Source organism: Streptomyces himastatinicus ATCC 53653, assembly GCF_000158915.1.
Classification (GTDB): domain Bacteria; phylum Actinomycetota; class Actinomycetes; order Streptomycetales; family Streptomycetaceae; genus Streptomyces; species Streptomyces himastatinicus.
Map to the genome: position 1 here is coordinate 2,693,930 of NZ_GG657754.1, position 21,217 is coordinate 2,715,146.

Annotated in this window: 21 protein-coding genes and 1 pseudogene; 13 read left to right on the forward strand and 9 right to left on the reverse strand. The window is 69.4% G+C overall.

Going from position 1 to position 21,217, the window contains the following annotated elements:
• Positions 1 to 128: 128 nt before the first annotated feature.
• Complete coding sequence (locus SSOG_RS10750) at positions 129 to 2,087, forward strand: cellulase family glycosylhydrolase (RefSeq protein WP_009714245.1); 1,959 nt, start codon at positions 129 to 131, stop codon at positions 2,085 to 2,087.
• Positions 2,088 to 2,192: 105 nt separating this feature from the next.
• Positions 2,193 to 3,410: an MFS transporter gene (locus SSOG_RS10755; protein ID WP_009714246.1), complete on the forward strand. Its 1,218-nt coding sequence runs from the start codon at positions 2,193 to 2,195 to the stop codon at positions 3,408 to 3,410.
• 32 nt (positions 3,411 to 3,442) lie between these two features.
• On the opposite strand, the gene SSOG_RS10760 is transcribed toward SSOG_RS10755, so the two are convergent.
• Complete coding sequence (locus SSOG_RS10760) at positions 3,443 to 3,829, reverse strand: MerR family transcriptional regulator (RefSeq protein WP_009714247.1); 387 nt, start codon at positions 3,827 to 3,829, stop codon at positions 3,443 to 3,445.
• Between the two features lie 53 nt (positions 3,830 to 3,882).
• Here SSOG_RS10760 and SSOG_RS10765 point away from each other — a divergent pair, with 53 nt between their 5' ends.
• Positions 3,883 to 5,049: an MFS transporter gene (locus tag SSOG_RS10765; RefSeq protein ID WP_009714248.1), complete on the forward strand. Its 1,167-nt coding sequence runs from the start codon at positions 3,883 to 3,885 to the stop codon at positions 5,047 to 5,049.
• A gap of 110 nt (positions 5,050 to 5,159) precedes the next feature.
• On the opposite strand, the gene sigJ is transcribed toward SSOG_RS10765, so the two are convergent.
• Positions 5,160 to 6,089 carry an RNA polymerase sigma factor SigJ gene (gene sigJ, locus SSOG_RS10770; protein ID WP_009714249.1) on the reverse strand — a complete coding sequence of 310 codons (930 nt, stop codon included), beginning with the start codon at positions 6,087 to 6,089 and terminating at the stop codon, positions 5,160 to 5,162.
• A gap of 108 nt (positions 6,090 to 6,197) precedes the next feature.
• Here sigJ and SSOG_RS10775 point away from each other — a divergent pair.
• Positions 6,198 to 6,569: pseudogene (locus tag SSOG_RS10775) on the forward strand (hypothetical protein); the annotation flags it as partial.
• A gap of 37 nt (positions 6,570 to 6,606) precedes the next feature.
• On the opposite strand, the gene SSOG_RS10780 reads toward SSOG_RS10775, so the two are convergent.
• The 6 genes from SSOG_RS10780 to SSOG_RS10805 all read right to left on the reverse strand — a co-directional run bounded on the left by SSOG_RS10780 (position 6,607) and on the right by SSOG_RS10805 (position 12,116).
• The gene (locus tag SSOG_RS10780) at positions 6,607 to 7,890 is read right to left on the reverse strand and encodes a cytochrome P450 (RefSeq protein WP_009714251.1); all 1,284 of its coding nucleotides are present in this window, start codon (positions 7,888 to 7,890) and stop codon (positions 6,607 to 6,609) included.
• Between the two features lie 222 nt (positions 7,891 to 8,112).
• A complete protein-coding gene (locus SSOG_RS10785; RefSeq protein ID WP_154685919.1) occupies positions 8,113 to 8,634 on the reverse strand; it encodes a hypothetical protein in 522 nt (173 codons plus the stop codon).
• Between the two features lie 92 nt (positions 8,635 to 8,726).
• Positions 8,727 to 9,575: a transporter substrate-binding domain-containing protein gene (locus SSOG_RS10790; protein ID WP_039937158.1), complete on the reverse strand. Its 849-nt coding sequence runs from the start codon at positions 9,573 to 9,575 to the stop codon at positions 8,727 to 8,729.
• 96 nt (positions 9,576 to 9,671) lie between these two features.
• Entirely contained in the window at positions 9,672 to 10,325 is a 654-nt protein-coding gene (locus tag SSOG_RS10795) for a bifunctional 4-hydroxy-2-oxoglutarate aldolase/2-dehydro-3-deoxy-phosphogluconate aldolase (RefSeq protein ID WP_009714254.1), read from the reverse strand.
• Positions 10,326 to 10,508: 183 nt separating this feature from the next.
• Positions 10,509 to 11,474, reverse strand: coding sequence for a sugar kinase (locus SSOG_RS10800; RefSeq protein ID WP_009714255.1), 966 nt, complete (start codon positions 11,472 to 11,474; stop codon positions 10,509 to 10,511).
• Positions 11,475 to 11,690: 216 nt separating this feature from the next.
• Positions 11,691 to 12,116, reverse strand: a complete 426-nt coding sequence (locus SSOG_RS10805; RefSeq protein ID WP_039937160.1) for a ribonuclease — start codon at positions 12,114 to 12,116, stop codon at positions 11,691 to 11,693.
• Between the two features lie 168 nt (positions 12,117 to 12,284).
• On the opposite strand from SSOG_RS10805, the gene SSOG_RS10810 reads away from it, so the two are divergent.
• From SSOG_RS10810 to SSOG_RS10825, 5 genes are all read left to right on the forward strand, one after another.
• Positions 12,285 to 12,941 (forward strand): helix-turn-helix domain-containing protein, encoded by a 657-nt coding sequence (locus SSOG_RS10810; protein WP_039937162.1) that lies wholly within the window; start codon positions 12,285 to 12,287, stop codon positions 12,939 to 12,941.
• Complete coding sequence (locus tag SSOG_RS52305) at positions 12,938 to 13,114, forward strand: DUF6126 family protein (RefSeq protein WP_154685920.1); 177 nt, start codon at positions 12,938 to 12,940, stop codon at positions 13,112 to 13,114. The genes SSOG_RS10810 and SSOG_RS52305 overlap by 4 nt, the downstream gene beginning before the upstream one ends.
• A 60-nt stretch (positions 13,115 to 13,174) precedes the next feature.
• Positions 13,175 to 14,032, forward strand: a complete 858-nt coding sequence (locus tag SSOG_RS10815) for a maleylpyruvate isomerase family mycothiol-dependent enzyme (RefSeq protein ID WP_039937165.1) — start codon at positions 13,175 to 13,177, stop codon at positions 14,030 to 14,032.
• Positions 14,033 to 14,081: 49 nt separating this feature from the next.
• On the forward strand, positions 14,082 to 14,942 hold the full coding sequence (locus SSOG_RS10820; RefSeq protein WP_009714260.1) for an SCO6745 family protein: 861 nt from the start codon (positions 14,082 to 14,084) through the stop codon (positions 14,940 to 14,942).
• Positions 14,943 to 15,038: 96 nt separating this feature from the next.
• The gene (locus tag SSOG_RS10825) at positions 15,039 to 15,512 is read left to right on the forward strand and encodes a carboxymuconolactone decarboxylase family protein (RefSeq protein WP_009714261.1); all 474 of its coding nucleotides are present in this window, start codon (positions 15,039 to 15,041) and stop codon (positions 15,510 to 15,512) included.
• Positions 15,513 to 15,752: 240 nt separating this feature from the next.
• Here SSOG_RS10825 and SSOG_RS50980 read toward each other — a convergent pair whose 3' ends face one another.
• Positions 15,753 to 16,151: a hypothetical protein gene (locus tag SSOG_RS50980; protein ID WP_039937167.1), complete on the reverse strand. Its 399-nt coding sequence runs from the start codon at positions 16,149 to 16,151 to the stop codon at positions 15,753 to 15,755.
• 165 nt (positions 16,152 to 16,316) lie between these two features.
• Between SSOG_RS50980 and SSOG_RS10835 the strand changes: the two genes are divergently transcribed.
• The 4 genes from SSOG_RS10835 to SSOG_RS10850 all read left to right on the forward strand — a co-directional run bounded on the left by SSOG_RS10835 (position 16,317) and on the right by SSOG_RS10850 (position 21,217).
• A complete protein-coding gene (locus SSOG_RS10835) occupies positions 16,317 to 17,600 on the forward strand; it encodes an NsdA family TPR-like regulatory protein (RefSeq protein ID WP_009714263.1) in 1,284 nt (427 codons plus the stop codon).
• On the forward strand, positions 17,588 to 18,136 hold the full coding sequence (locus SSOG_RS10840; RefSeq protein ID WP_009714264.1) for a GNAT family N-acetyltransferase: 549 nt from the start codon (positions 17,588 to 17,590) through the stop codon (positions 18,134 to 18,136). The genes SSOG_RS10835 and SSOG_RS10840 overlap by 13 nt, the downstream gene beginning before the upstream one ends.
• A gap of 449 nt (positions 18,137 to 18,585) precedes the next feature.
• Positions 18,586 to 20,196 (forward strand): ATP-dependent nuclease, encoded by a 1,611-nt coding sequence (locus SSOG_RS10845; RefSeq protein WP_009714265.1) that lies wholly within the window; start codon positions 18,586 to 18,588, stop codon positions 20,194 to 20,196.
• Positions 20,183 to 21,217: a UvrD-helicase domain-containing protein gene (locus tag SSOG_RS10850; RefSeq protein WP_039937170.1), complete on the forward strand. Its 1,035-nt coding sequence runs from the start codon at positions 20,183 to 20,185 to the stop codon at positions 21,215 to 21,217. The genes SSOG_RS10845 and SSOG_RS10850 overlap by 14 nt, the downstream gene beginning before the upstream one ends.

Genomic DNA, 21,217 nt, shown 5'->3' on the forward strand with positions numbered 1-21,217 from the left:
GTACGATCCTCGTCGATGTCGTTGACTCTAAACCGGTTTAGTCTTTCACTGCTTGAGGAGCCGCCCCGCAGGTGTGTGCGGCACCGCCCGCTTCCCCATCCGGCACCCGGCCAAGGGAGAGTCCGTCGATGCAGCGCCCCTCCGCCCGGCTCAGCCTCCACGACCGCCCCGTCACCTGGCTCGGCGCCAACTTCTGGTCCAGGACCGGCGGCCCGCTCATGTGGCGGAGCTACGACGGCGAGGTGATCGACGCCGAGCTGCGGGTGCTGCGGGACCACGGGCTCACCATGACCCGCTCGTTCTTCTACTGGCCCGACTTCATGCCGGCCCCCGACCGGCTCGATCCGGACATGTGCGCGCGCTACGCCGACTTCCTCGACCGGCACCACGCCCTCGGCATGACCACCGTCCCCACCTTCCTGGTCGGCCACATGTCCGGCGAGAACTGGGACCCGTCCTGGCGCGGCGACCGCGATCTGTACGGCGACGTCTGGCTGGTCGCCCGGCAGGCGTGGTTCGCCCGCGAGACCGTGCGCCGCTTCGCCGCGCACCCGGCCGTCGCCGGGTGGCTGGTCTCCAACGAGATGCCGATCTACGGGCGCGAGCCGGGCACCTCCGCCCCGCCCGCGCCGCGCGAGACCGTCGCCGCCTGGGCGCAGCTCGTCGTGGACGCCGTCCGCGCCGGGGGCGGCACCCAGCCCGTCTCGCTCGGCGACGGCGCCTGGGGTCTTGAGAACACCGGCCACGACAACGGTTTCCGGCTCCGCGACACCGCCGACCTGTGCGACTTCCTCGGCCCGCACGTCTACCGCATGGAGGACGACCCGGTGCGCCAGCACTACGCGGCGGCCTGGGTGTGCGAGCTGACCGGCACGTACCGACGCCCCGTGATCCTGGAGGAGTTCGGCGTCAGCTCCGACTTCGCCTCCGGCCCGGGTGCGGCCCGCTACTACCGGCAGACCCTGCACAACAGCCTGCTGGCCGGGGCCACCGGCTGGATCGCCTGGAACAACAGCGACTACGACGGGCTGCGCGGCCAGGACCCGTACCGCCACCACGCCTTCGAGATGCACTTCGGCCTGACGACGTCGGAGGGCGCCCCCAAACCGCAGCTCCTCGAACTGAAGGCGTTCGCCCGCGTCCTGGACGAGGTGGACTTCCCCCACTGCCACCGCGCCCCCACCGACACCGCGCTCCTCGTCTCCTCGTACCTCGACACGCCCTACCCCTTCACCCGCGCCGAGGACCGCTCCTACGTCCAGCAGACCTGCCGTCAGGCATGGGTCGCCGCCCGCCTCGCGGACACCCCGGCGGCGGTGGTCCGCGAGAGCGACGGCCCGCTGCCCTCCGGCGTCGCGCTGTGGCTCGTCCCCTCCACCAAACAGCTCCTCTCCCCCACCTGGTACGCCCTGGAGCAGCGGGCCCGCGACGGCGCGACCGTCTACGTCTCGTACTCCCCCGGCGCCCACGACGAGCAGCGCGGCCCCTGGTACGCCCACCTGAACGAACTCTTCGGCGTCCGCCACCAGCTGGACTACGGCCTGCTCAATCCCATCGAGGACGACGAGACCACCCTCACCCTCACCCGCCCCTTCGGCACCCTCCCCGAAGGCGCCCGCCTCACCTTCCGCACCGCGGGCGCCCGGGCCTTCCTCCCCGTCGAACCGCACGGCGCCGAAGTCCTCGCCGTCGACGGCCACGGCCGCCCGGCCCTGCTGCTGCGCGCGGTGGGCCGGGGCTCCGTCGTCTTCTGCACCTACCCCGTCGAGCACATGGCCGCGGTCACCCCGCGCGTCAACCCCGAGTCCACCGCCACCCTGTACGACGCCCTCGCCACCCACGCCGGAGTCCACCGCCCGGTCACCGTCGGCGACCCCCGCGTCGCCGTCGACCGCCTCGCCCACGCCGACGGCCGGACCTTCGTCTGGCTGGTCAGCCAGGCCCCCGACGAACTCACCGTCAAACCGTCCGTCACCGGCGGCGCCCAACTCCGGGACCTCACCGGCGACCCGGCCGACACGGTCACCCTCCCGCCGTACGGGGTGCGGGTGCTGCGGCTGGACGCGCCGCGGGCGGCCGGACGTTGACGTCGCAACCCTGCCAGACCTGAGAGACCGCGATTGCTGGACTGGTGCGCACACCCCTTGGAATCCCCGAGGGATGCCCGGTTGCCCACTCCAGGGACGGAATCCATGTCCACGGCCATCGCCTCCGCCGACCGCACCGCAGAACCGCAGAACCGATCGCCCTTGCGGGATTGGCTCGCGGTGATCTCGGTGATGATGGGGATCTTCTCCATCGTCACCACCGAAATCCTGCCCATCGGCCTGCTGACGTCGATCGGATCGGACTTCACCATCTCGGACGGGATGGCGGGGCTGATGATGACCATGCCGGGGCTCCTGGCCGCGGTGTCCGCTCCCCTGGTCACCGTGGCCACAGCACGATGTGAGCGGCGGCTGATGCTCTACGCCTTCATGCTCGTGCTGGCCCTGGCCAACTTCCTCGCGGCGGTGGCGGAGACCTACTGGCTGATGCTCGTTTCCCGGGTGATGGTCGGGGTCACCATCGGCGGGTTCTGGTCCATCGGCGCCGGGCTGGCCGGGCGGCTGGTGCCCCCGGCGTCGGTCGGCAGGGCGACCTCCGTGATCTTCGCCGCGGTCCCCCTGGGCTCGGTGCTCGGGGTCCCCGTCGGCACGTACATCGGCGACATCGCGGGCTGGCGCACGGCCTGCGCCGTCATGGGGGTGCTCGCGGTCGGCGTGCTGGTCGCGATGATGCTGGTGCTGCCCCCGCTGCCCGTCACGCAGGCGACCCGCCTCGACGGGCTGCGCACCCTGACGCGGAACGTCAACACGCGCTACGCGCTGCTGATGACCTTCCTCATCGTGATGGCCCACTTCGGCGCCTACACCTATGTGACGCCCTTCCTGGAACAGGTCACCCAGGTGAGCCCAGGGCTGATCACGGTGTTCCTGCTGACCTACGGAGCCGCCGGGATCGTCGGCAACTTCGCCGGGGGTTCAGCGGTCACGCGTCATCCGCGGGCCACGTTCGGGATCACGGCCGCGATGATCTCCAGCGCGACCCTGCTCCTTCCTGTTCTCGGCCGCTCGGACATCGGTGCGGTGACCCTGCTGACGATCTGGGGTGCCGCTTACGGCGCGGTTCCGGTCTGCACGCAGACGTGGTTCGCCAAGGCGGCCCCACACCTGCCCGAGGCGGCCTCCGTGCTCTTCACCGCGTCGTTCCAGTTGACCCTTTCCCTGGGGGCGCTCGCCGGTGGCGTCGTCGTGGACCACACCTCCCCCGCGACGGTCATGACCCTCGGTGGGGCGACCGCGGCCCTGGTGGTCCTCACGGTCTCGGTCCACCGCGCCAAGCGGCTCACCTGGACCGAAGGGGCGTGAGGTCCTGCCGGTCAGCGTCATCCAGAACCCCATCACGGCCCTTCCGGGGAGTTGTTGTCGCGGTTGTCGCGGACCACGGCGAGGTATTCGGCGATTGCGTCGCGGTTGCGGATCAGGAAGGCGATGCGCTCGGTCATGCGGTCGCGTTCGTGTTCCAGGGTGGCGAGCATCTCCGGGGTGGCGTCGGAGAAGTGGATGACGCGGGGTTTGTCGAGGCAGGGCAGGATCTGCTTGATGATGCGGGTGGGGAGGCCCGCGTCGAGGAGGCCGCGGATCTGGAGGACGCGGTCGACGTTGCGTTCGTCGTAGGCGCGGTAGCCGTTGGCACAGCGGAGGGGGAGGATCAGGCCCTGCTCCTCGTAGTACCGCAGGAGTCGGCGGGATGTGCCGGTACGTTCCGACAGCTCTCCTATGCGCATGGGGCTCTCTCTGTTTGACCTTCACATCAGTGTGATGGTTTGAGCATAAGCACATGACGCAGAAACTTCCTCTGCCGGCGCTGCTCGCGCTGGCCACCGCCGTATTCCTGACCAGCCTGACCGAGACGCTGCCCGCCGGGGTGCTGCCCGCGATGAGCGGGGATCTGGGGGTGGGCGAGTCCGCGATGGGGCAGTCGGTGACGATCTACGCGCTCGGGACCGCGCTCACGGCGATCCCCCTGTCCGCGGCCACGGCGGGGTGGCGGCGCAAGCGGCTGCTGCTGACGGCGATGGCGGGGTTCGCCGTGGGCAACACGGTGACGGCGGCCTCGTCGGACTACACCCTCACCATGGTGGCCCGGTTCGTCGCCGGGGTGGCGGCCGGGCTGGCGTGGGCGCTGCTGGCCGGGTACGCACGGCGGATGGCGCCGGTGCCGTTGCAGGGCAAGGCGATCGCGATCGTGATGACGGGGATCCCGGTCGCCCTCTCGCTGGGCGTACCCGCGGGGACGTTCCTCGGCCAGGCGCTCGGCTGGCGGGTGACGTTCTCGGTGATGACCGCGCTCGCCGTCGCCCTGATCGCCTGGATCGTGGCGCTGGTGCCGGACTACCCGGGGCAGCGGCCGGAGGGCCGGACGTCGGTCCGGCGGACCCTCACCGTCCCGGGGGTGGCCCCGGTGCTGTTCGTCACCCTGGCGTTCGTCCTGGCCCACACCATCCTGTACACGTACATCGCCACCTTCCTCGGCGAGGTGGGCATGGGCGGCTCCACCGACCTGGTGCTGCTGGTGTTCGGCGCCGCGTCCCTGGCGTCCATCTGGATCGTCGGCGTCCACATCGACCGCCGGCTCCGCGCCCTCACCCTCGCCGCGACCGTACTCTTCGCCGCGGCGGCCACGGCCCTGGCGGCGGTTTCCGCCAGCCCCGCCCTGGTCTACGCGGCGGTCACCCTGTGGGGCCTCGGCTGGGGCGGCGCGCCCACCCTGCTCCAGACGGCCGTGGCCGACGCGGGAGGCGAGGCGGCGGACGCGGCACAGGCCATGCTCGTCACCCTCTGGAACGCGGCCATGGCCGGTGGCGGCCTCGCGGGCGGCCTCCTCCTCGACCTCCTGGGCCCCGCGTCCTTCCCCTGGAGCGTGCTGGCACTGCTGGCGCCGGTGCTGATCGTGGTGGCGGCGGCGCGGGTGCACGGATTTCCGGCGGCGCGGCAGGCGATATGACGGCTGGTTGAGGGCGCGGGGCAGCATCGTGGAACAACTCGCCCCGACGGAGGCGGGGTGGTCCATGGCGCCGCAGACGTTCCGGCAAACGTCCAGCGTGGCCTGCCGGGCTAGGGCTGGCCAGCCCTGGCTCGGCCCCACGGCCGCAGCTTCTCCGGGTTGCGGACCGCCCAGATCCGGGTGACGCGCCCGTCGGAGACGTCGAACGCGGCCACGGTCATGACGACACCAGCGCGCTGGGCCACCAGGCCCGGCACACCGTTGACCGACCGCTCCAGCAGTTCGAGCCCCGGAGCCTTGTCGGCGATGGCGACCATGTACTGGGCGATGCGCGCGCCGCCCTCGACCGGGCGCAGGACGCTGCCGACCATGCCGCCGCCGTCGGCGGTCATCACGGCGGCCGGGTCGAGGAGGCCGACGAGGGTTGCGATGTCCTTGGTCTCCCATGCCTCTTTGACGTGCCTGACCACGTCGGCCCGACCGGTCGCCGTCGCCGGAGCGCGCGCGACGCTCACCCGCCGCCGGGCGGAGGCCGCCAGCTGCTTGCAGGCCGCGGGGGTCCGGCCGAGGACGTCGGCGATCTCGGCGAACGGGTACCGGAAGACATCGTGCAGGACGAACGCCACCCGCTCGGCGGGCGTCATCGACTCCAGGACGACGAGGAAGGCCATGGACACCGACTCGTCCAGGACGATTTGGTCGGCGGGGTCCGCGGCGCCGGCGGAGTCGGCGCCGCCCGCACGGGCCCACTCGGTACGGTCGGGCAGCGGCTCGGGCAGCCACGCGCCGACGTAGCGTTCACGGCGGACCCGCGCCGAGCCGAGCAGGTCCAGGCAGATGCGGCTGGTCACCGTCGTCAGCCAGGCGCCGGGGGACAGGATCTCCTCCTGTCGGCTTCGTGGCAGCCCGTACCAGCGTGCGTAGGCATCCTGTACGGCGTCCTCGGCCTCGGTCACCGAACCGAGCAACCGGTAAGCGACATTGATCAGTTGGCCTCGTTCGCCGATGAGCCCCTCTGCGCTGGTCCCGACAGTCCCCATGCTTCCGGCCGCCCCTCGCCTTACCTTTCGCAGGCCCGTGTCGTCGGACTGGTGAGACCTTATCGACTTACTGCCCGAGCGCCCGAGGGCGGAAAAGGGGACTGCGACATGGCCACTCAAGTGACGGCGACGGCGAACGCACAGCGCGGCTCCTCGTTCCTCCGGATCGCGATCGCCCTCCAGACCCTGACCATCTTCCTCCAGGCGGTCTCCGCCGGACTGCTGCTGACCGCCTCCTACGGAGAGACCCTGCACAGTGTCGGGGCCCGGGTGATGTACGGGGCGTCGATGCTGTACGTGCTCGCGGCGGTGCTGGCGTGGAAGCCGGGCGGCGGCTCGCCCCGGCCTGTCTGGCACGCATCGGGTTTCCTCGTACTCGCCTCGGTCCAGGTCGTGCTCGGCATCGCGCACGTCCCGTCGGTTCATCTCCCCTTAGGGGTCTTGATGTTCGGCCTGAGCGTGCTGGCGCTGGCCCGGCGTCAGGTCCGATACGGGCCCGCCCGGAGCCCCGGCGGGCCTAGCGGGCGCCCTTGGGCGCGGGGGTGAAGGCTACGGGGAGGGCGGACAGGCCGCGGACCCAGGCTGAGGGGCGCCAGAGGAGGGTGTCGCTGGGGACGGCGAGGCGTACGTCGGGGAGGCGGTCCAGGAGGACTTCGACGGCGGTCTTGGCGATCGTCTCGGCGATCTCCTGGGCCGGGTGGGGGCAGCGGTGTTCGCCGTGGCCGAAGGAGAGGAAAGCGCTGTTGCCCTCGGTGAAGGCGTCGGAGTCCGGGCGGACCAGGGGGTCGGTGTTGGCGCCGTGGAAGCCGAGGATCAGCAGGTCGCCCTTGCGGATGTGCTTGCCCGCGAGGGTGGTGTCGCGGGTGGCCCAGCGTGCGGCGAGGTTGGCGACGGGGGTGTCCTCCCACAGGACTTCGTTCATGGCCTGGCCGACGCTGTGGCGGCCGCCGGAGAGGGAGAGCGCGAAGCGCTCGTCGGTGAGGAGCAGCCGCAGGGTGTTGCCGATCCAGTCGGCCGTGGGCTGGTGACCCGCCGTCATGATGACGATGAAGTCCTGGACGAGCAGTTCGTCGGAGTAGCCCCGGTACGCGGCGACCAGCCGGGACGCCACATCGGGCGCGGGAGCGGTCCGCTTGGCCGAGGCGAGCTGACGCATCACCAGGTAGACGTGCTGGTACGACTCGAGGGCGTTCTCCTTGCCGTCGATCGCGTCGTTCATCGCCTGGACGAGGGCCGGGCCCTCGGCGTCGGGGATGCCGTAGATGCGGGCGAGGACCAGTTCCGGCAGCAGCCGGGCGTAGTCGGCGATCAGCTCGGCCTCGCCCTCGTGGCAGAACTCGTCCACCAGCCGGTCGGCGATCAGCTCGGCCTGGCTGCGGAGTTCGTACGGATCGACGGCCTCCAGGGCCTCCCCGATGGCCTCGGCGCGCCGCTGGTGGTCCTCGCCGGTCGCGTACACCACGGAGGTCTGATCGCGGCTGATCATGGGCGCGAGCGGCCAGTTCTCGGGCACGTTGGGCCACTGGTTCCACTGGTTCGCGTCCCGGGTGAACAGCTCGGCGTCGCTGGTCACCTGGTGCAGCTCGCGGTAGCCGAGCACCAGCCAGCCGGGTATGTCCCCGTCGAGCAGCACCGGGGCGACCGGCCCGTGCTCGCCCCGCATCTCCCCGTAGACCCCGAAGGGGTCGGTCTGGAAGCCGGGCCCGCTCAGCGACCGCGCGCCCTGGTGGGCGGGGCAGCCGGGCGGCGGTGTGGCGGGGGTGGCCGCGGCGTTCTCGGACGGTCGGGGCTGCGCTGTCATCGATCGGGATCCTCGTGGCCGGGTTGACGGTGAGCCAGGCCAGAATAGATCGCATAGTCGGTGATGTGACGGGGTCATGGGATTCGCCCCCTCCTGGAATCGTCGAACCCCGGCGCGCGACGAGCGCGCCGGGGTTCTTGACGACGGGGAGGGTCACGGCGCCACCGGCCCCGAACTATGCCTCCGCGAGGCCTGCGAGAGGGCTCGCACATGCCTCAAAGTTCAGTGAGGCGGATCGGGAAGCTGGGTGAAGACGCACGTCCCGACCGGCCGGGTGTTGGGGCAACGGCCCTCCCACACCTCCTGCGACCGGGTCAGCACGGTGACGAACAGCGGGCCGCCTTGGACGTCGTCGGTGTTGGATGCCAGCGTGGCTTCGAGAACGTCGCGGGGGCCGCCCACGGCCACCCACCCGCCGACAGGGGTGCCCGGATTCGTCGACTCGTCGATCGACAGGACGTAAACCTGGCCGTTGCACACCGTCGAGATGTACTTCGCGCCCACTCCGGCCGTGATGACACCTTCATTACCCGCGGAGTCGACGTCGGTACAGGCATTCGACTTCTCGTGCCCGGAGCGCCCGTCGCGCCCCTCGCGCCCCTCGCGCCCCTCGTGCCCGGTGGGGGCGGTCTGCGTCGTGTTGCTCTGATCGGGCTGCGGCTCGGTCGCCGCCGCACTGGTCCCGACGGCCGTCGCGAGTGCCGCGACGGCCATGGCTATGGCAAGCTTTCGCTTCTGCCTCATTCGATTCGCTCCTCTATGGAGAAAGCGGTTCGTAACCTGGCAAAGAAGGCTTACCCGGAAAATCCTATTTTCGGTCGGACGGGCCCACGTTTTCACTCAACTGGGCGCGCCAGCCACTCGTCCGCGTACTTCCGGTACGTCCCGTCGTGCGTCGCCAGGTGCACCCACTGGTCGACGTAACTCTTGAACTGCGCATCGGAGCGAGGCAGCGCGTACGCCTTCTCCGAGAACGAGAACGGCTTGTCCGGGTGGACCGCGCACAGTTCGGGGTGGATCTTCGACTGGTAACGCGTCTCGCTGGCGTCCGTCATCATCACATCGGCCCGGCCGTCGATGATCTCGTCGAAGATCGTGGTGTTGTCGGGGTGGACGGTGAGGGTGGCGCGCTTGATGTGGGCGCGGGCGAACGCCTCGTTGGTGCCGCCCGGGTTGACCACCACGCGTACGCCCGGCCGGTCGATGTCGTCCAGCGTCTGGTACTTCTTCTCGTCCTCGCAGCGCACGATCGGCGTCTTGCCGTCGGTGAGGTACGGCTCGCTGAAGGCCGCCTTACGGGCCCGCTCCAGGGTCACCGACACCCCGCCCATGCCGATGTCGCAGCGCCCGGCGGCGAGGTCGTCGACCAGCTTCGCCCAGGTCGTGGCGGTGAATTTCGGCTTGGCGTCGAGGCTCTTGGCCAGATTGCCCGCCATGGAGATGTCGATGCCGGTGTACGCGCCCGTCTTGGCGTCGCGATGGCTGAACGGCCGGTAGTCGCCCGTGGTGCAGACGCGCAGCACCCCGCGCCGGGGCACCCGGTCCAGCAGGGTGCCGTGCACCGCCGCCGAGTTGGCGGCGGAGTCGGCGGTGCGCTTGGCCGCCGTGCCGTCGGCCAGGGCCGAGCCCGCGGCGGTGGCGGCGAGCACGGCGGCGACGGTGGCGAGCGTGACGGCGCGTCTCATGGGGACTCCTCGGCAGCGGCGTGATCACGGCGCGCTCAGGGTGGCAGAAGACGCCGTTCGGGTGAACCCGCCGACCACCTGCTGGAATCCGGCCCGTCAGTAACGCTCCGGGCCCGGGTCGAGCGGCGGGCCGACCTCCTCGAGGCGGGCCAGCAGCTCGGAGGTGCGCTTGGCCACGGTGTCGCGGTCGCCCTCGGACAGCGCCGAGGCCATCCCGCAGGCGACCGCCCCGGCGGCGATCCAGTCCGGTGCGTCGGCCACGGTCACCCCGCCGGTCGGCACGAAGGCGGCCTGCGGCAGGGCGGCCCGTACGTCCTTGACCCAGCGCGGCCCGTACGCCGCGGCGGGGAACAGCTTCAGCGCGTCCGCGCCCAGTTCCATCGCACGCACCGCCTCGGTGGGGGTGGAAACGCCGGGGAAGACCGGCAGGCCGTAGCGGTGGCCGGTGCGGATGACGTCGGGATCCAGGCTCGGGGACACGAGGAAGCGGGCGCCCGCGTCGACGGCCATCCGCGCGGAGGCGCCGTCGAGCACCGTGCCCGCGCCGATCACCGCGTCGTCGCCGACCTCGCGGATCAGGGTGGTGACGGCCTCCAGCGCGAAGGGGGTGGTCAGCGAGATCTCCAGGCTGGTGATGCCCGCGGAGAGCAGGGTGTCCGCCGTGGCCGTGGCGTGGTCGTAGCTGTCGCTGCGGACGATGGCGAGGACGCGCTGCGCGAGCGCGGCCCGGGTGATCTCCCAGCGGTACACGGCAGTCGCCGCCTTTCCTCTCCTAGGGTCTGCTGCCTGATCGTGCCGCGCCCCTGTGCCTCCGGGATATGCGGCGCTGAGCGGTATGCGGTTGACGATGTGCGGTGCTGCGGTGCGCTTGATGATCGTGCTGTTTCCGAACCGTACGACGGGCGCCGGGCCAGGGAAGCGGGGGCGGAGGGGCTAGCGGTGGACCCCGTCGCTGCCGGTGACCAGCTCGGCGAGCGCCCGGTCCCGCGCGACCGCGGACGGCAGCCCGTCCGTATCGGAGGCGGCCTGGACGACGAGCGAGGCGACACACGCGGCCTCGGCCAGCGCCCGGGGCTCGGAGAGCCCGCGCAGCCTGGCCGACAGATACCCCGCGGCGAAGCCGTCACCCGCGCCGATCGGGTCGACCAGCGGCACCGAGTGCGGCGACTGCTGCCAGCGGCCGTCCGCGGTGACGACGGTGGCGGAGTGGTCGGCCCGCTTGATCACGACCTCCTGGGTGCCGCCGTCCAGCAGCTCCCGCGCGGCCTCGTCGGCGGGCTGGGCGGTGAGCAGCTCCAGCTCGTCCTCCCCCGCCAGGACGAGGTCCGCCTCGCGCAGCAACGGCCCCGCCGTCTGCGCCCACTGGGCGGCACCGCCCAGCTTGCGCCGGACGTTGGGATCGAAGGACACCTTCGCCCCGGCCTCCCGGGCCAGCTCCACCAGCCGGCGGCTGGCGGCCGCGGCGGTCGGCGAGAGCATCGGCGTGATCCCGGAGATGTGCAGCATCCGGGCGCCGGACAGCGCGTCGGGGCCGATCTCGTCGGGGGTGAGGCGGGACGCGGCCGATCCCATGCGGTAGTACTGCACGTCGATCGAGCGGTGCGGATGGCTGTCGCGCAGCAGCAGCCCGGTGGGCGCGTGCTCGTCCACGACGGCCTGCGAGACGTCCACCCCGTCGGCGCGCAGCTCGCGCAGCACGGCCTCGCCCGCCGGGTCGGCACCGACCCGGCCGAGCCAGCGCACCGCATGGCCGAGCCGGGACAGCCCGGCCGCCACATTGGACTCGGCGCCCGCCACGGAGCGGCGGAAGTGCACGGCCCGGTCGAGCGGGATGCCCGGCTCCGCGAGCAGCAGCAGCATCGCCTCGCCGCATGTGACCACTTCCGGACCGTTCGCCACCGCTGCCTCCCCGCACGTCCAGTTCTACGGGAACGGTATCGGCAACCACCGACAAACGGCGGGGTGGGGTGACGAGATCGTTCATAACGAGACCGAGAACATGGGCACATGGGCACATGAGCACAGCGCAACGGCCGCTGCCCGGGCGGGGCGGCGGCCGTTGTGCGTGGGGGGTGGCGGCTCTTGCGGTGCGCGCCGTACGACGGGTGACGGGGCTCAGCAGCCGCGGTCCACCAGGTCGAACGACTCGTAGTGGTCCGCGGTGTAGTAGTCCTCGTCCTTCTTGTCCCCGGTCACGATGCGGCGGGCGCCGCGGTCGTCGGAGCCGGGGGTGATGACGGTGTACTCGTGGTAATAACCGGAGGACTGGGCCGGAAGGATGCCCTCGCGGTTCTGGAAGACCGTGCCGTCCTGCGGGAACGGGTACGGGCCCCCCTTCTCGATCAGATCGAGGGTGTCATGGGCCTGGGACGGCAGCTTCGAGTAGCAGATGTCGCCGACGTCCGCGACGGCCCGTACCGATACGGCGGCCGCGGGTGCGGCCGGGGTCGCGGTCGCCGTGACGGCCGTGCCGCCGATGAAGAGCGAGGCGGCGAGGGCGCCGAGGGCGCCGATGCGGGTCATCCGTGGGGGGATTTTCATGCCTCTAGCATGACGCGCGTAGACAGTGACATGTCAATGCCAAGTGACGGAAGTTTTCGGGTAGTTCACATGATGCAGGCGAAGCCCGAGGGGGCGTGACCGTACCGTGATTTTGCCTCTCGGGCAAGCTTTTTGCCTGGGAGGCGAAGACCTCGCTATACCGGAGACATGAACCCGTTCCCCGAGGGGGACCCCGCCGAGCCGCCCGCGGAACCCTCCGCCGAGCTGCCCACCGTCGCTCCCCGCCTGCGGGACCTGCGGCGCGGCAGCGGGCTGACCCTGGAGGCGGCGGCCCACCGCGTCGGGCTCTCCCCCGCACATCTGTCCCGGCTGGAGACGGGCCGCCGCCAGCCGTCGCTGCCCATGCTGCTGGCTCTGGCCCGTACCTACGGAACCACGGTATCCGACCTCCTCGGCGAGGTCCCGCCGAGCCAGGACCCCATCGTGCGCGCCGACCGGATGGAGGCCCAGGAGGCGGGCGGCTGGACGTACCGGCGGGCCGGTGGCTCCGGCCGGGCGATGCAGGCGCTGCGGCTGCACGTGCCGGAGAGCTCGGGTGCCCAGGACGACCTGGTGCGCGTCCACGCGGGCGAGGAGTGGCTGTACGTCATCAACGGACGGCTGCGGCTGACCCTCGGCGACGCCGTCCACGTGCTGGGCCCCGGCGACGCGGCCCACTTCGACTCGCTCACCCCGCACCGCATCGCCGCCGCCTCCCCCGGCGGTACGGATCTGCTCTTCGTCCACACCCTGCTACAGAGCGGGGCCGCCGAGCTGTGCCTCGGCGACACCGCCCGCCGCGGAGGAAGGCCCGGAACGCCATGAACGACGCGACCCCGACCCCGAACCCCCACCCGGACCCTGCCGCCCCGAGGGTGACGCGGGAGCAGGACCGGGCGCCGATCCCGGTCTCCGTCCGGGTCTTCATCTACGTCGTCGGCGTGCACGTCTTCGCCGGTTTCCTCTATCTGCTGTTCTACCTGGGCGCTTCCAAGTAGCCCACTCAGCAGCCCGCGATCCGGGCTGCCGCGTGGCGCGGGGTGGCACAATCCCCGGGCATGGACTGGTCACACCTCGGCCCCCCGCTGGACGTACGCCCCCTCTTCCCCGTGGAGCGCGGCGCCCTGCTGGACCTGCTGGCCGGGCTCGGTCCCGACGACTGGCGGCGCCCGACCGCATGCCCCGGGTGGGACGTCCACGACGTGGCCGGGCATCTCCTCCACGGCCACATCCGCCGGCTGTCCGGCGGCCGCGACGGGCACCCCGGGCCGCCCTTCGGGCCCGGCGAGACGCTGCCCGCGTACATCACCCGCACCAACGAGGAGTTCGTACGCGGCACCACCCGGCAGCTCAGCCCCCGGCTGCTGAGCGACCTGCTGGCCACGCTGGGGCCGCAGCTGGACGACTACTGGGCGCGCTGCGACCCGGACGCGCCCGCCGGTTTCGACGTGTCCTGGGCCGCGCCCGGCGTCCAGGCCCCGAACTGGCTGGACACCGCCCGCGAATACACCGAGTTCTGGGTCCACCAGCAGCAGCTGCGCGACGCGGTGGGCCGGCCGGGCGCCACCGGTCCGGAGCTGCTGCACCCGGTGCTCGACACGTTCCTGCGCGCCCTCCCCCACACCCTCCGCGACCATCCGGCCCCGGACGGCGCCTCGTTGCGGCTCCGGGTGCCCGGCCCGGCGGGCGGGCGGTGGACGGCCGTACGCGCGGAGAACCACTGGCGCCTGGACACCACCGACGCACCGCCCACCGCCGAGGTGGGAATCGACGCGGACGCGCTGTGGCGCCTGGCCACCCGCGGCATCACCCCGGAGGCGGCCCGCTCCCGGGCGACGGTCCACGGGGACGAGCGGCTGGCCGGTGCCGCGCTGACGCTCCTGGCGATCGTCCGGGAGCCCGACGAACCGGCCTGAACCGACGGAGCCAGGCAGCTCCGTAACCACCCGGAAAGGGAGCCCACCGATGGAGGACCGCGCGGCGTCGACCGCCCGCAGGATGTGGACCCTGTTCGAACCGATCCACGCCGTCGCCTACTTCGCCCCGGAGGCCCTGGCGGTGTACGAGGACGCGGGCCTGCGCGGCTTCTGGCGCGGCTACTTCGCGTGCCGCGCCGCTCCGCTGGGCCCGGTCGGGCCGGAGCCCGTCGCCGCCGCCTTCTTCTCCTTCGCACCCGCCATGGTCGCCCGCGCCCTGCCCGACGTCTGGCAGCTGACCGCACCCGAACGCGCCCTGGAGATACGGCGCGCGGGCGCCGTGGCCGCCCTGCGACGCCTGCTCGCCGGCCATGAACCCGAGGCGGAACGAGCGGCGGAGGCCCTCGTCCCGAGGGCCGCCGGGCTCGACACCGCCGGGCGCGTCCTGGCCGCCGCCCACGCCTCGCTGGACTTCCCCGACCAGCCGCTGGACCGCCTGTGGCACGCCGCCACCCTGCTGCGCGAACACCGCGGCGACGGCCATGTCGCCGCCCTCGTCGCCGCCGGACTCGACGGCTGCGAGGCCCTCGCCCTCCGCGCGGGCACCGACATCCCCCGCGGCGAACTCCAGCCCTACCGCGGCTGGACCGACCAGGAGTGGGAGGCGGCCCGCCTCCACCTCACCGAACGCGGCCTGCTCCTCCCCGACGGCACCGCGAGCCGCAACGGACGCGAACTGCTGCGCGCCGTCGAGTCGGCCACCGACCGCGCCGCGGAACGCCCCTGGCGCGCCCTCGCCCCCGACGCGGTCCAGGACCTCACCGCCCGTCTCACCCCCGTCTCCCGCGCCTGCGCCGCCGCGCTCCGCTTCCCGAACCCGATCGGCCTGCCGGAGCCGAACAGCCGGTGACGGGGAGACGCGGGTCACACTCGCCCATGTCACACTCCGCCGAGCCGTTCCGTCAGAGAGGTGTAAGCACCGGCGACGAAACAAGGAGCACACACCATGGAAGCCCGCTTGAACCTCTTCGGCACCCCGTCCGCGGCCAAGTTCCTCAAGGCGATCAACTCGGCAGGCCAGGTGTTCTCGGACTCGACCCTGCCGACCACGACGCAGGAGCTGGTGAAGCTCCGCGCCAGCCAGATCAACGGCTGCGGCTTCTGCACCGACATGCACACCAAGGAGGCCGCGCACGCCGGGGAGACCTCGGTGCGCCTCCACCTGGTCGCGGCCTGGCGCGAGGCCACCGTCTTCACCGACGCCGAGCGGGCCGCGCTGGAGCTGACGGAGCAGGGCACCCGGATCGCCGACGCGGCCGGTGGCGTCACGGACGAGGCCTGGGCGAACGCCGCCAAGCACTACGACGAGGACCAGCTCGCCGCCCTGGTGTCCCTCATCGCCCTCATCAACGCCTACAACCGCCTGAACGTCATCGTCCAGCAGCCCGCCGGCGAGTACCGGGTCGGCCAGTTCGGATAGTCGGCGGCGCACGCCCGGGCCCCTCTCGCGGGGCCCGGGGCGTCGTTCACGAGCGTGGTTCGGGTCGCCGGGCCCGGCGCAGGGCCGCGATATCGGTGAGCGGATCACGCGGCTTCGGGAAGCCGGGCGCGCAGCCAGGGCACGCATAAGCGGTCCCACCGCCGACGCTGGCTCCGTGCTCCACCGCGACGACGACCGGCCCGTCAGTCGGCCGCTGACAGCGCGTACACACCTGCGATGTCACCGCCCGACCTCCTCGCCGAGCGCGGCCAGCAGCGCTCCGCGCAGTCGCGCGGCGTCGGTGAGGTAGCGGTCGGGACCGACGGCGATACGCCAGTGGGTGCCCGGGCTGGTGGTCCGGTGCCCGGGCGGTACGCCGATGTAGCTGGCCGTGGTGGTGGAAAGCCCCAACACGCGTACGTCCCGTACGTCCCACCCATCGGCGGCCCCCGGCCGCACCAACCAGTAGAGGGGCCCGTACCGGTCCTGGATGACGGCGCCGGAGTCGGCACCGAGCAGCCGCAGCGCGCGCTCCCCGACCGGCTCGGTTGCCCTGACGGCGTCCCACCAGCGCCCGGCGGGTAAGACCGTGAGTTCGTGACCGCATGGCGGCGTCCATCGGTGGAATTTGATCCTCACATTGGGCTCCCCTCGTCGCTCCTGCTGATGACGAGAGAACTGCGAGCGGCACTCCTCCGGACGGACCTGCCACGGGACGCTGTGGCGGACTTTCCGCCGGATCCCGGACTTTCGCGTAAGCGGCAACCGCTACGGTGAGTGTCACTGAGCACACCGGGGGTGTGAGTGGACGAATCACAAACGCCGTTCGCGCGCGAGTGCGCGGCGCGCGGCTGGGGCCGGACCAGCGCGTTCCTCCGTGCGTTCGACGCGACCGCGGACCTGTTGGGCGAGCACGTAGCGCTCACCGACCGGCAGTTCCGGCGTTGGCGCCACCCTCAACCGCCTCGGCCACGGCCACGGGCCTGGCGCGTGCTGCACGCCATGTTCGGCGTGAGCCCACTGGATCTGGGCTTCCCCGGGCCTGAGCCGAATGAGAAAGTAGAGGGGCCGTCTAGCCGCGAAGGAGCGGGGGTGGACCGTCGCGCATTCGTCACCGACTTCCTCGGCAGCGCGGCTGGTGTGGCGCTCGGCTCCGGCAACGCGGTCGGCACGGCGCACATAGCCGAATTGCGTGAGGGCTTACGCTCTCTGCTCGCCCTCGATAACACTTACGGCGGCAACGCCATCTGTTCGCTCGCGGTACGGCATCTCAAGCGCATCCGCCGCATCATCAACACCGGCACTTACCCGGACACCATCGGCCGACAGCTCCATCGGCTCGCCGGAGAAACAGCCGTGCACTGTGCATGGCTCTACTACGACGCTGAGGACCAGGACACCGCTCGCCGCTATTACGGCGAGGCGCTGACGGCAGCCACCATGCTCCGCGACGATCAGCTTGAAGTTCTGGTGCTCGCACTGCTCAGCTTGCAAGCCAGCCATGAAGGTCGACCGCGCGACGGCTACGACCTCGCACGCGCAGCCCGTCAGCGCGCCACCGGGTTCGACTCGCCGCTCTTGCTCTCCCTGATCGCCGGTCGGGAATCGCGGGCGCTGGCGATGATGGGCGACGCAAGCGCGGCGGGAAAGCGGCTGTCGGGTGCCATGAAGCTGCTGGAGAGGTCAAATCTTGGGCGTCCCGCCCCCGAGTGGGCGGCCTTCCACGGACATGCCGAACTGGACTACGCGCAAGGGTTTCTCTATAGCGAAGCGGGCCGCCATAAGGCGGCTGTGCCCTTCCTGCGTGCCGCTGTTGCTCACCAGAGCCACAGGTACGGACGCAACCAAGCGCTGTACCGGCTGTACCTGTCCCACAGCTTGGTACAAGCAGGAGAGATCGACGAAGGCTCCGCAGAAGCGATGGACAGTCTCGAACATCTGGACGAGGTCGAATCGGGGCGTGTGACCCGCGAACTCCACAACATCCGCGCGCTGCTCGGCCGAGCGGACGCGGTCAGCGCTCGAAACGCGGCCGAGGGACTGACCGAGTACATGCGAACAAGAGGAGAAGCGGAATGGCCGGGGTGACCTACGAGGTGTGGACGGGCAGCGAAGCCGAATCCCATCTCGACACGTTCCTCCCGGCGCACAAGGAGGTCTTCGCCGAGCCGCCGTACTGCGAGGGCCCCAAGGAAGTCGCCGATTTCATCGACCTCTTCCATATCCAGGCGAAGCGGCCGGGCTTCCGCGTGGCTGTCGCCCGAGATGGCGCCGAGATCGCCGGGTTCAGCTTTGGCTACCAGCTGCCCATGAACAGCCAGTGGTGGAGCGGTCTGCTGGAGCCGATGCCGGAAGACTTCACGCGGGAGACGAACGAGCGGACGTTCGCCATCATCGAGCTGGCCGTGCGCAAACCGTGGCGCCGCCAGGGCATCGCGGCCGGACTACACACCCGCATCCTCGACGGGCTGCCCGTGGAGCGGGTCACCCTCACGATGCTGCCGGATCCCGAAGCGGCGGCGGCACACAGGGCGTACGCAGCGTGGGGTTACCGGCGCATCGGAAAGTCGCGGCCCTGGGATGAGGCACCGCTGTACGAGGCGATGGTCCTCGACTTGCGCTGAAGGGGTGAAGCGGGTGAGCGCTGAGGCAGCGGCCATCAACCTGGGTCACACCGTGGCGACACGCGTCGTACGGCTGTGACTCGAGCCGCGTACGCGCGAGCGGGAGAGCTGGATGGAAATGTCCGCACCCATGCAGAGACGCGCATCGGGGCTGCGTGACCAGCGCGCGGTATGGGGCCGTAGTTCAAGTAGATCCCGAACGCCGTGGCAGCGCGACTAGAGCCCATGCGCGGGACTCAAAAGCAGCAGTTGCATCCATGATCTTTGGCCAAAGCAAATAGATATCTTGTTCGGTTTTGTCGGCACCTCCCCATAACTGGCGTGACACCTGCTACGCTCCTCGTCACTTGTTTCGAAGGCGTGCGGTGGGGACCCGTGCGGCGAATGATTCCGCCGCCATGCTTATGCTCGCCTCCGGAAAACAAAAGATTCACACTAGGGGGAGTGGCATGCTTTCTAAAATCGTCATTCATAACTATCGCACGTTCCGCGAGTTCGAGCTCGACTTCGATCCCGAGATGAACATCTTGGTCGGCGATAACGATGCGGGTAAATCGACGATTTTGGAAGCGATCGAACTCGGCTTGACCGGCAAACTGCGCGGTCGACCCCTCTATCAGGACCTGTCGCCGTACCTGTTCCACCAAGATGCCGTATCTGAGTGGATTGCCGACTTGAGAGAGGGTCGCGCGGTTCCACCTCCAGAAATCATCATCGACCTCTTTCTTGATTCAACACCTGAGGCCGCCACCCTCAGAGGGAACAACAATCTTCTTAAGGCCGACGAACCCGGCGTGCGTATCCGTGTAGCGCTCAACCCAGACTACGAAGCAGAGTACAAGGAGTTCATCAAGAAGCCGGACGAGGTGCGGCTAATTCCGACGGAGTACTACAAGGTCGACTGGCTTGCTTTCGACGGGAACGGCGTCACGTTTCGAAGTATTCCGGCCAGCGCTTCGCTCATCGATGCCGCGAACATCCATCTTCAAAGCGGCGTCGACTACTACATGAAGCACATTATCGATTCGCGCCTTAAGGCAGATGAGCGCGTAAAGCTGACGCGTGCGTACCGCAGCCTCCGTGAGACCTTTGCACAGGACGAATCGATCGTGAAGATCAACGGGGATCTACGGGGTACGTCGAACGACGTGAGCGACCGCGAACTGACACTGAACATCGACGTGTCGCAGAAGTCGAGCTGGGAAAGCGGCATCGTCCCGCACCTTGATGACCTTCCCTTCCAGTTCGTCGGCAAGGGAGAGCAGAGCACACTGAAGATCCTGCTTGCTCTCAACAAGAAGGTCGATGACGCACATATCGTCCTTGTCGAGGAGCCCGAGAATCACCTGTCGTTTCCGAATCTGGGGAAGCTGGTCAAGAAGATCAGCAAGAAATGCGAGGACCAACAGGTCTTCATTACGACGCACAGCTCGTTCGTGCTGAACAAGCTTGGCCTGGACAAGCTTGTCCTCCTCTCTCCAGGTGGAGGGTTCCGCATCGATCGCCTCCCTACAAGCACGCAGGAGTACTTCAAGAAGCTGTCCGGCTACGACACGCTGCGCTTGGTACTGGCCAAACGGTCAATCCTCGTTGAGGGCCCATCGGATGAACTAGTTGTCCAGCGCGCCTATATGGACACGCATGATGGCACCCTTCCCGCAGAAAACGGCATCGACGTCATCAACGTCCGCGGACTCTCCTTTAAACGGTTTCTCGACATCGCAATGCTGCTGCCAGGGAACCGCGTTGCTGTCATCACAGACAACGACGGGAAGGAAGCCAGGGACGTGAGGCAGCGGTACGCGAACTACACCGCCTCCGCTAACATCACCGTCCATGTGGGCAAGGACGCGAACTTCAAGACGATGGAACCGCAGCTGTTCAAAGCAAACGGTCGCGTCACGATGAATGCCGTCCTCGGTCAAAACTTCACCACAGATCAAGACCTGCTCGACCACATGAAGAAGCACAAGACCGACTGCGCGCTTGCCATCTTCGAGAGCGACCAGCTCATCAACATGCCGGAGTACATCAAGGAAGCCGTTGATGCAGTCTCATAACAACCGGGCGATCATCGCGGCGGCTGGCTCGCGCAAGACCCAGCACATCATCGACCAGGCGCTCGGTGACACGACGAAGCGCGTCCTGGTGACGACCTACACCAACGAGAACCTGAGCCAGATCGTGAACCGGCTGAGCGACGGTACGGGGATTCTTCCGAGCCACGTCACGGTCATGGGGTGGTTCACGTTCCTGATGAACCAGTGCGCACGTCCGTACCAGAGCTACGTACTCGACGAGACCGGCGTGATGGGCGGCCTCAACTTCCTGGGCCAACGTTCTCGGTTCGCACGCAAGGACAACCCCACGCGGTACTACCTCGACTCCGCCAGCGCGGTGTACCGGAACGAGGTCGCAGCCCTTGCCTGTGAAGCGAACCGGCGAAGTGGCGGCAAGGTCGTTGACCGACTTGCGGGGATGTACGACCACGTCTATGTCGACGAGATTCAGGACATGGCGGGCTACGATCTCGACCTACTCGACTTCCTAATGAAGTCGCCCATCGCCGTCACGATGGTCGGTGACCCTCGCCAGGCTACCTTTTCAACGAACACTGCGACAAAGAACAAGCAGTATAAAGGAAGTCGCATCGTCGACTGGTTCAGTGAACGCACCGAAAGTTGCGTCATCGACAACCGCGTGGAGAGTTATCGCTGCAACCAGGCGATCTGCGACTTCGCGGATGACTTGTACCCAGAGCTTCCCCGCACGATCTCAAAGAACATCGAAGTCACGGGCCACGATGGCATTTTCCCGATCCAGAGGTCGGAAATAGGCGAGTACATTCAGAAGTACTCACCGGTCGTGCTTCGTTGGGACCGTCGGGCAGACACGTGCGACCTTGCAGCAATGAACGTGGGTGCCTCGAAGGGCAACACCTACGACCGGGTTCTCATCTTCCCGACGAATCCCATGATCACCTACTATCACACCCGAGACTTCAATCAACTCAAGGAGCGGGCTAAATTCTATGTCGCGGTGACACGGGCGAAGTACAGTGTGGCCTTTGTCCTACCATAA

Excerpts from the sequence above, each read along its gene's own strand:
- SSOG_RS10750 (WP_009714245.1), top strand. The coding sequence starts at position 129 with ATGCAGCGCCCCTCCGCCCGGCTCAGCCTCCACGACCGCCCCGTCACC.
- SSOG_RS10755 (WP_009714246.1), top strand. The coding sequence starts at position 2,193 with ATGTCCACGGCCATCGCCTCCGCCGACCGCACCGCAGAACCGCAGAAC.
- SSOG_RS10760 (WP_009714247.1), bottom strand. The coding sequence starts at position 3,829 with ATGCGCATAGGAGAGCTGTCGGAACGTACCGGCACATCCCGCCGACTC.
- SSOG_RS10765 (WP_009714248.1), top strand. The coding sequence starts at position 3,883 with ATGACGCAGAAACTTCCTCTGCCGGCGCTGCTCGCGCTGGCCACCGCC.
- sigJ (WP_009714249.1), bottom strand. The coding sequence starts at position 6,089 with ATGGGGACTGTCGGGACCAGCGCAGAGGGGCTCATCGGCGAACGAGGC.
- SSOG_RS10780 (WP_009714251.1), bottom strand. The coding sequence starts at position 7,890 with ATGACAGCGCAGCCCCGACCGTCCGAGAACGCCGCGGCCACCCCCGCC.
- SSOG_RS10785 (WP_154685919.1), bottom strand. The coding sequence starts at position 8,634 with ATGAGGCAGAAGCGAAAGCTTGCCATAGCCATGGCCGTCGCGGCACTC.
- SSOG_RS10790 (WP_039937158.1), bottom strand. The coding sequence starts at position 9,575 with ATGAGACGCGCCGTCACGCTCGCCACCGTCGCCGCCGTGCTCGCCGCC.
- SSOG_RS10805 (WP_039937160.1), bottom strand. The coding sequence starts at position 12,116 with ATGAAAATCCCCCCACGGATGACCCGCATCGGCGCCCTCGGCGCCCTC.
- SSOG_RS10810 (WP_039937162.1), top strand. The coding sequence starts at position 12,285 with ATGAACCCGTTCCCCGAGGGGGACCCCGCCGAGCCGCCCGCGGAACCC.
- SSOG_RS52305 (WP_154685920.1), top strand. The coding sequence starts at position 12,938 with ATGAACGACGCGACCCCGACCCCGAACCCCCACCCGGACCCTGCCGCC.
- SSOG_RS10815 (WP_039937165.1), top strand. The coding sequence starts at position 13,175 with ATGGACTGGTCACACCTCGGCCCCCCGCTGGACGTACGCCCCCTCTTC.
- SSOG_RS10820 (WP_009714260.1), top strand. The coding sequence starts at position 14,082 with ATGGAGGACCGCGCGGCGTCGACCGCCCGCAGGATGTGGACCCTGTTC.
- SSOG_RS10825 (WP_009714261.1), top strand. The coding sequence starts at position 15,039 with ATGGAAGCCCGCTTGAACCTCTTCGGCACCCCGTCCGCGGCCAAGTTC.
- SSOG_RS10840 (WP_009714264.1), top strand. The coding sequence starts at position 17,588 with ATGGCCGGGGTGACCTACGAGGTGTGGACGGGCAGCGAAGCCGAATCC.
- SSOG_RS10845 (WP_009714265.1), top strand. The coding sequence starts at position 18,586 with ATGCTTTCTAAAATCGTCATTCATAACTATCGCACGTTCCGCGAGTTC.
- SSOG_RS10850 (WP_039937170.1), top strand. The coding sequence starts at position 20,183 with ATGCAGTCTCATAACAACCGGGCGATCATCGCGGCGGCTGGCTCGCGC.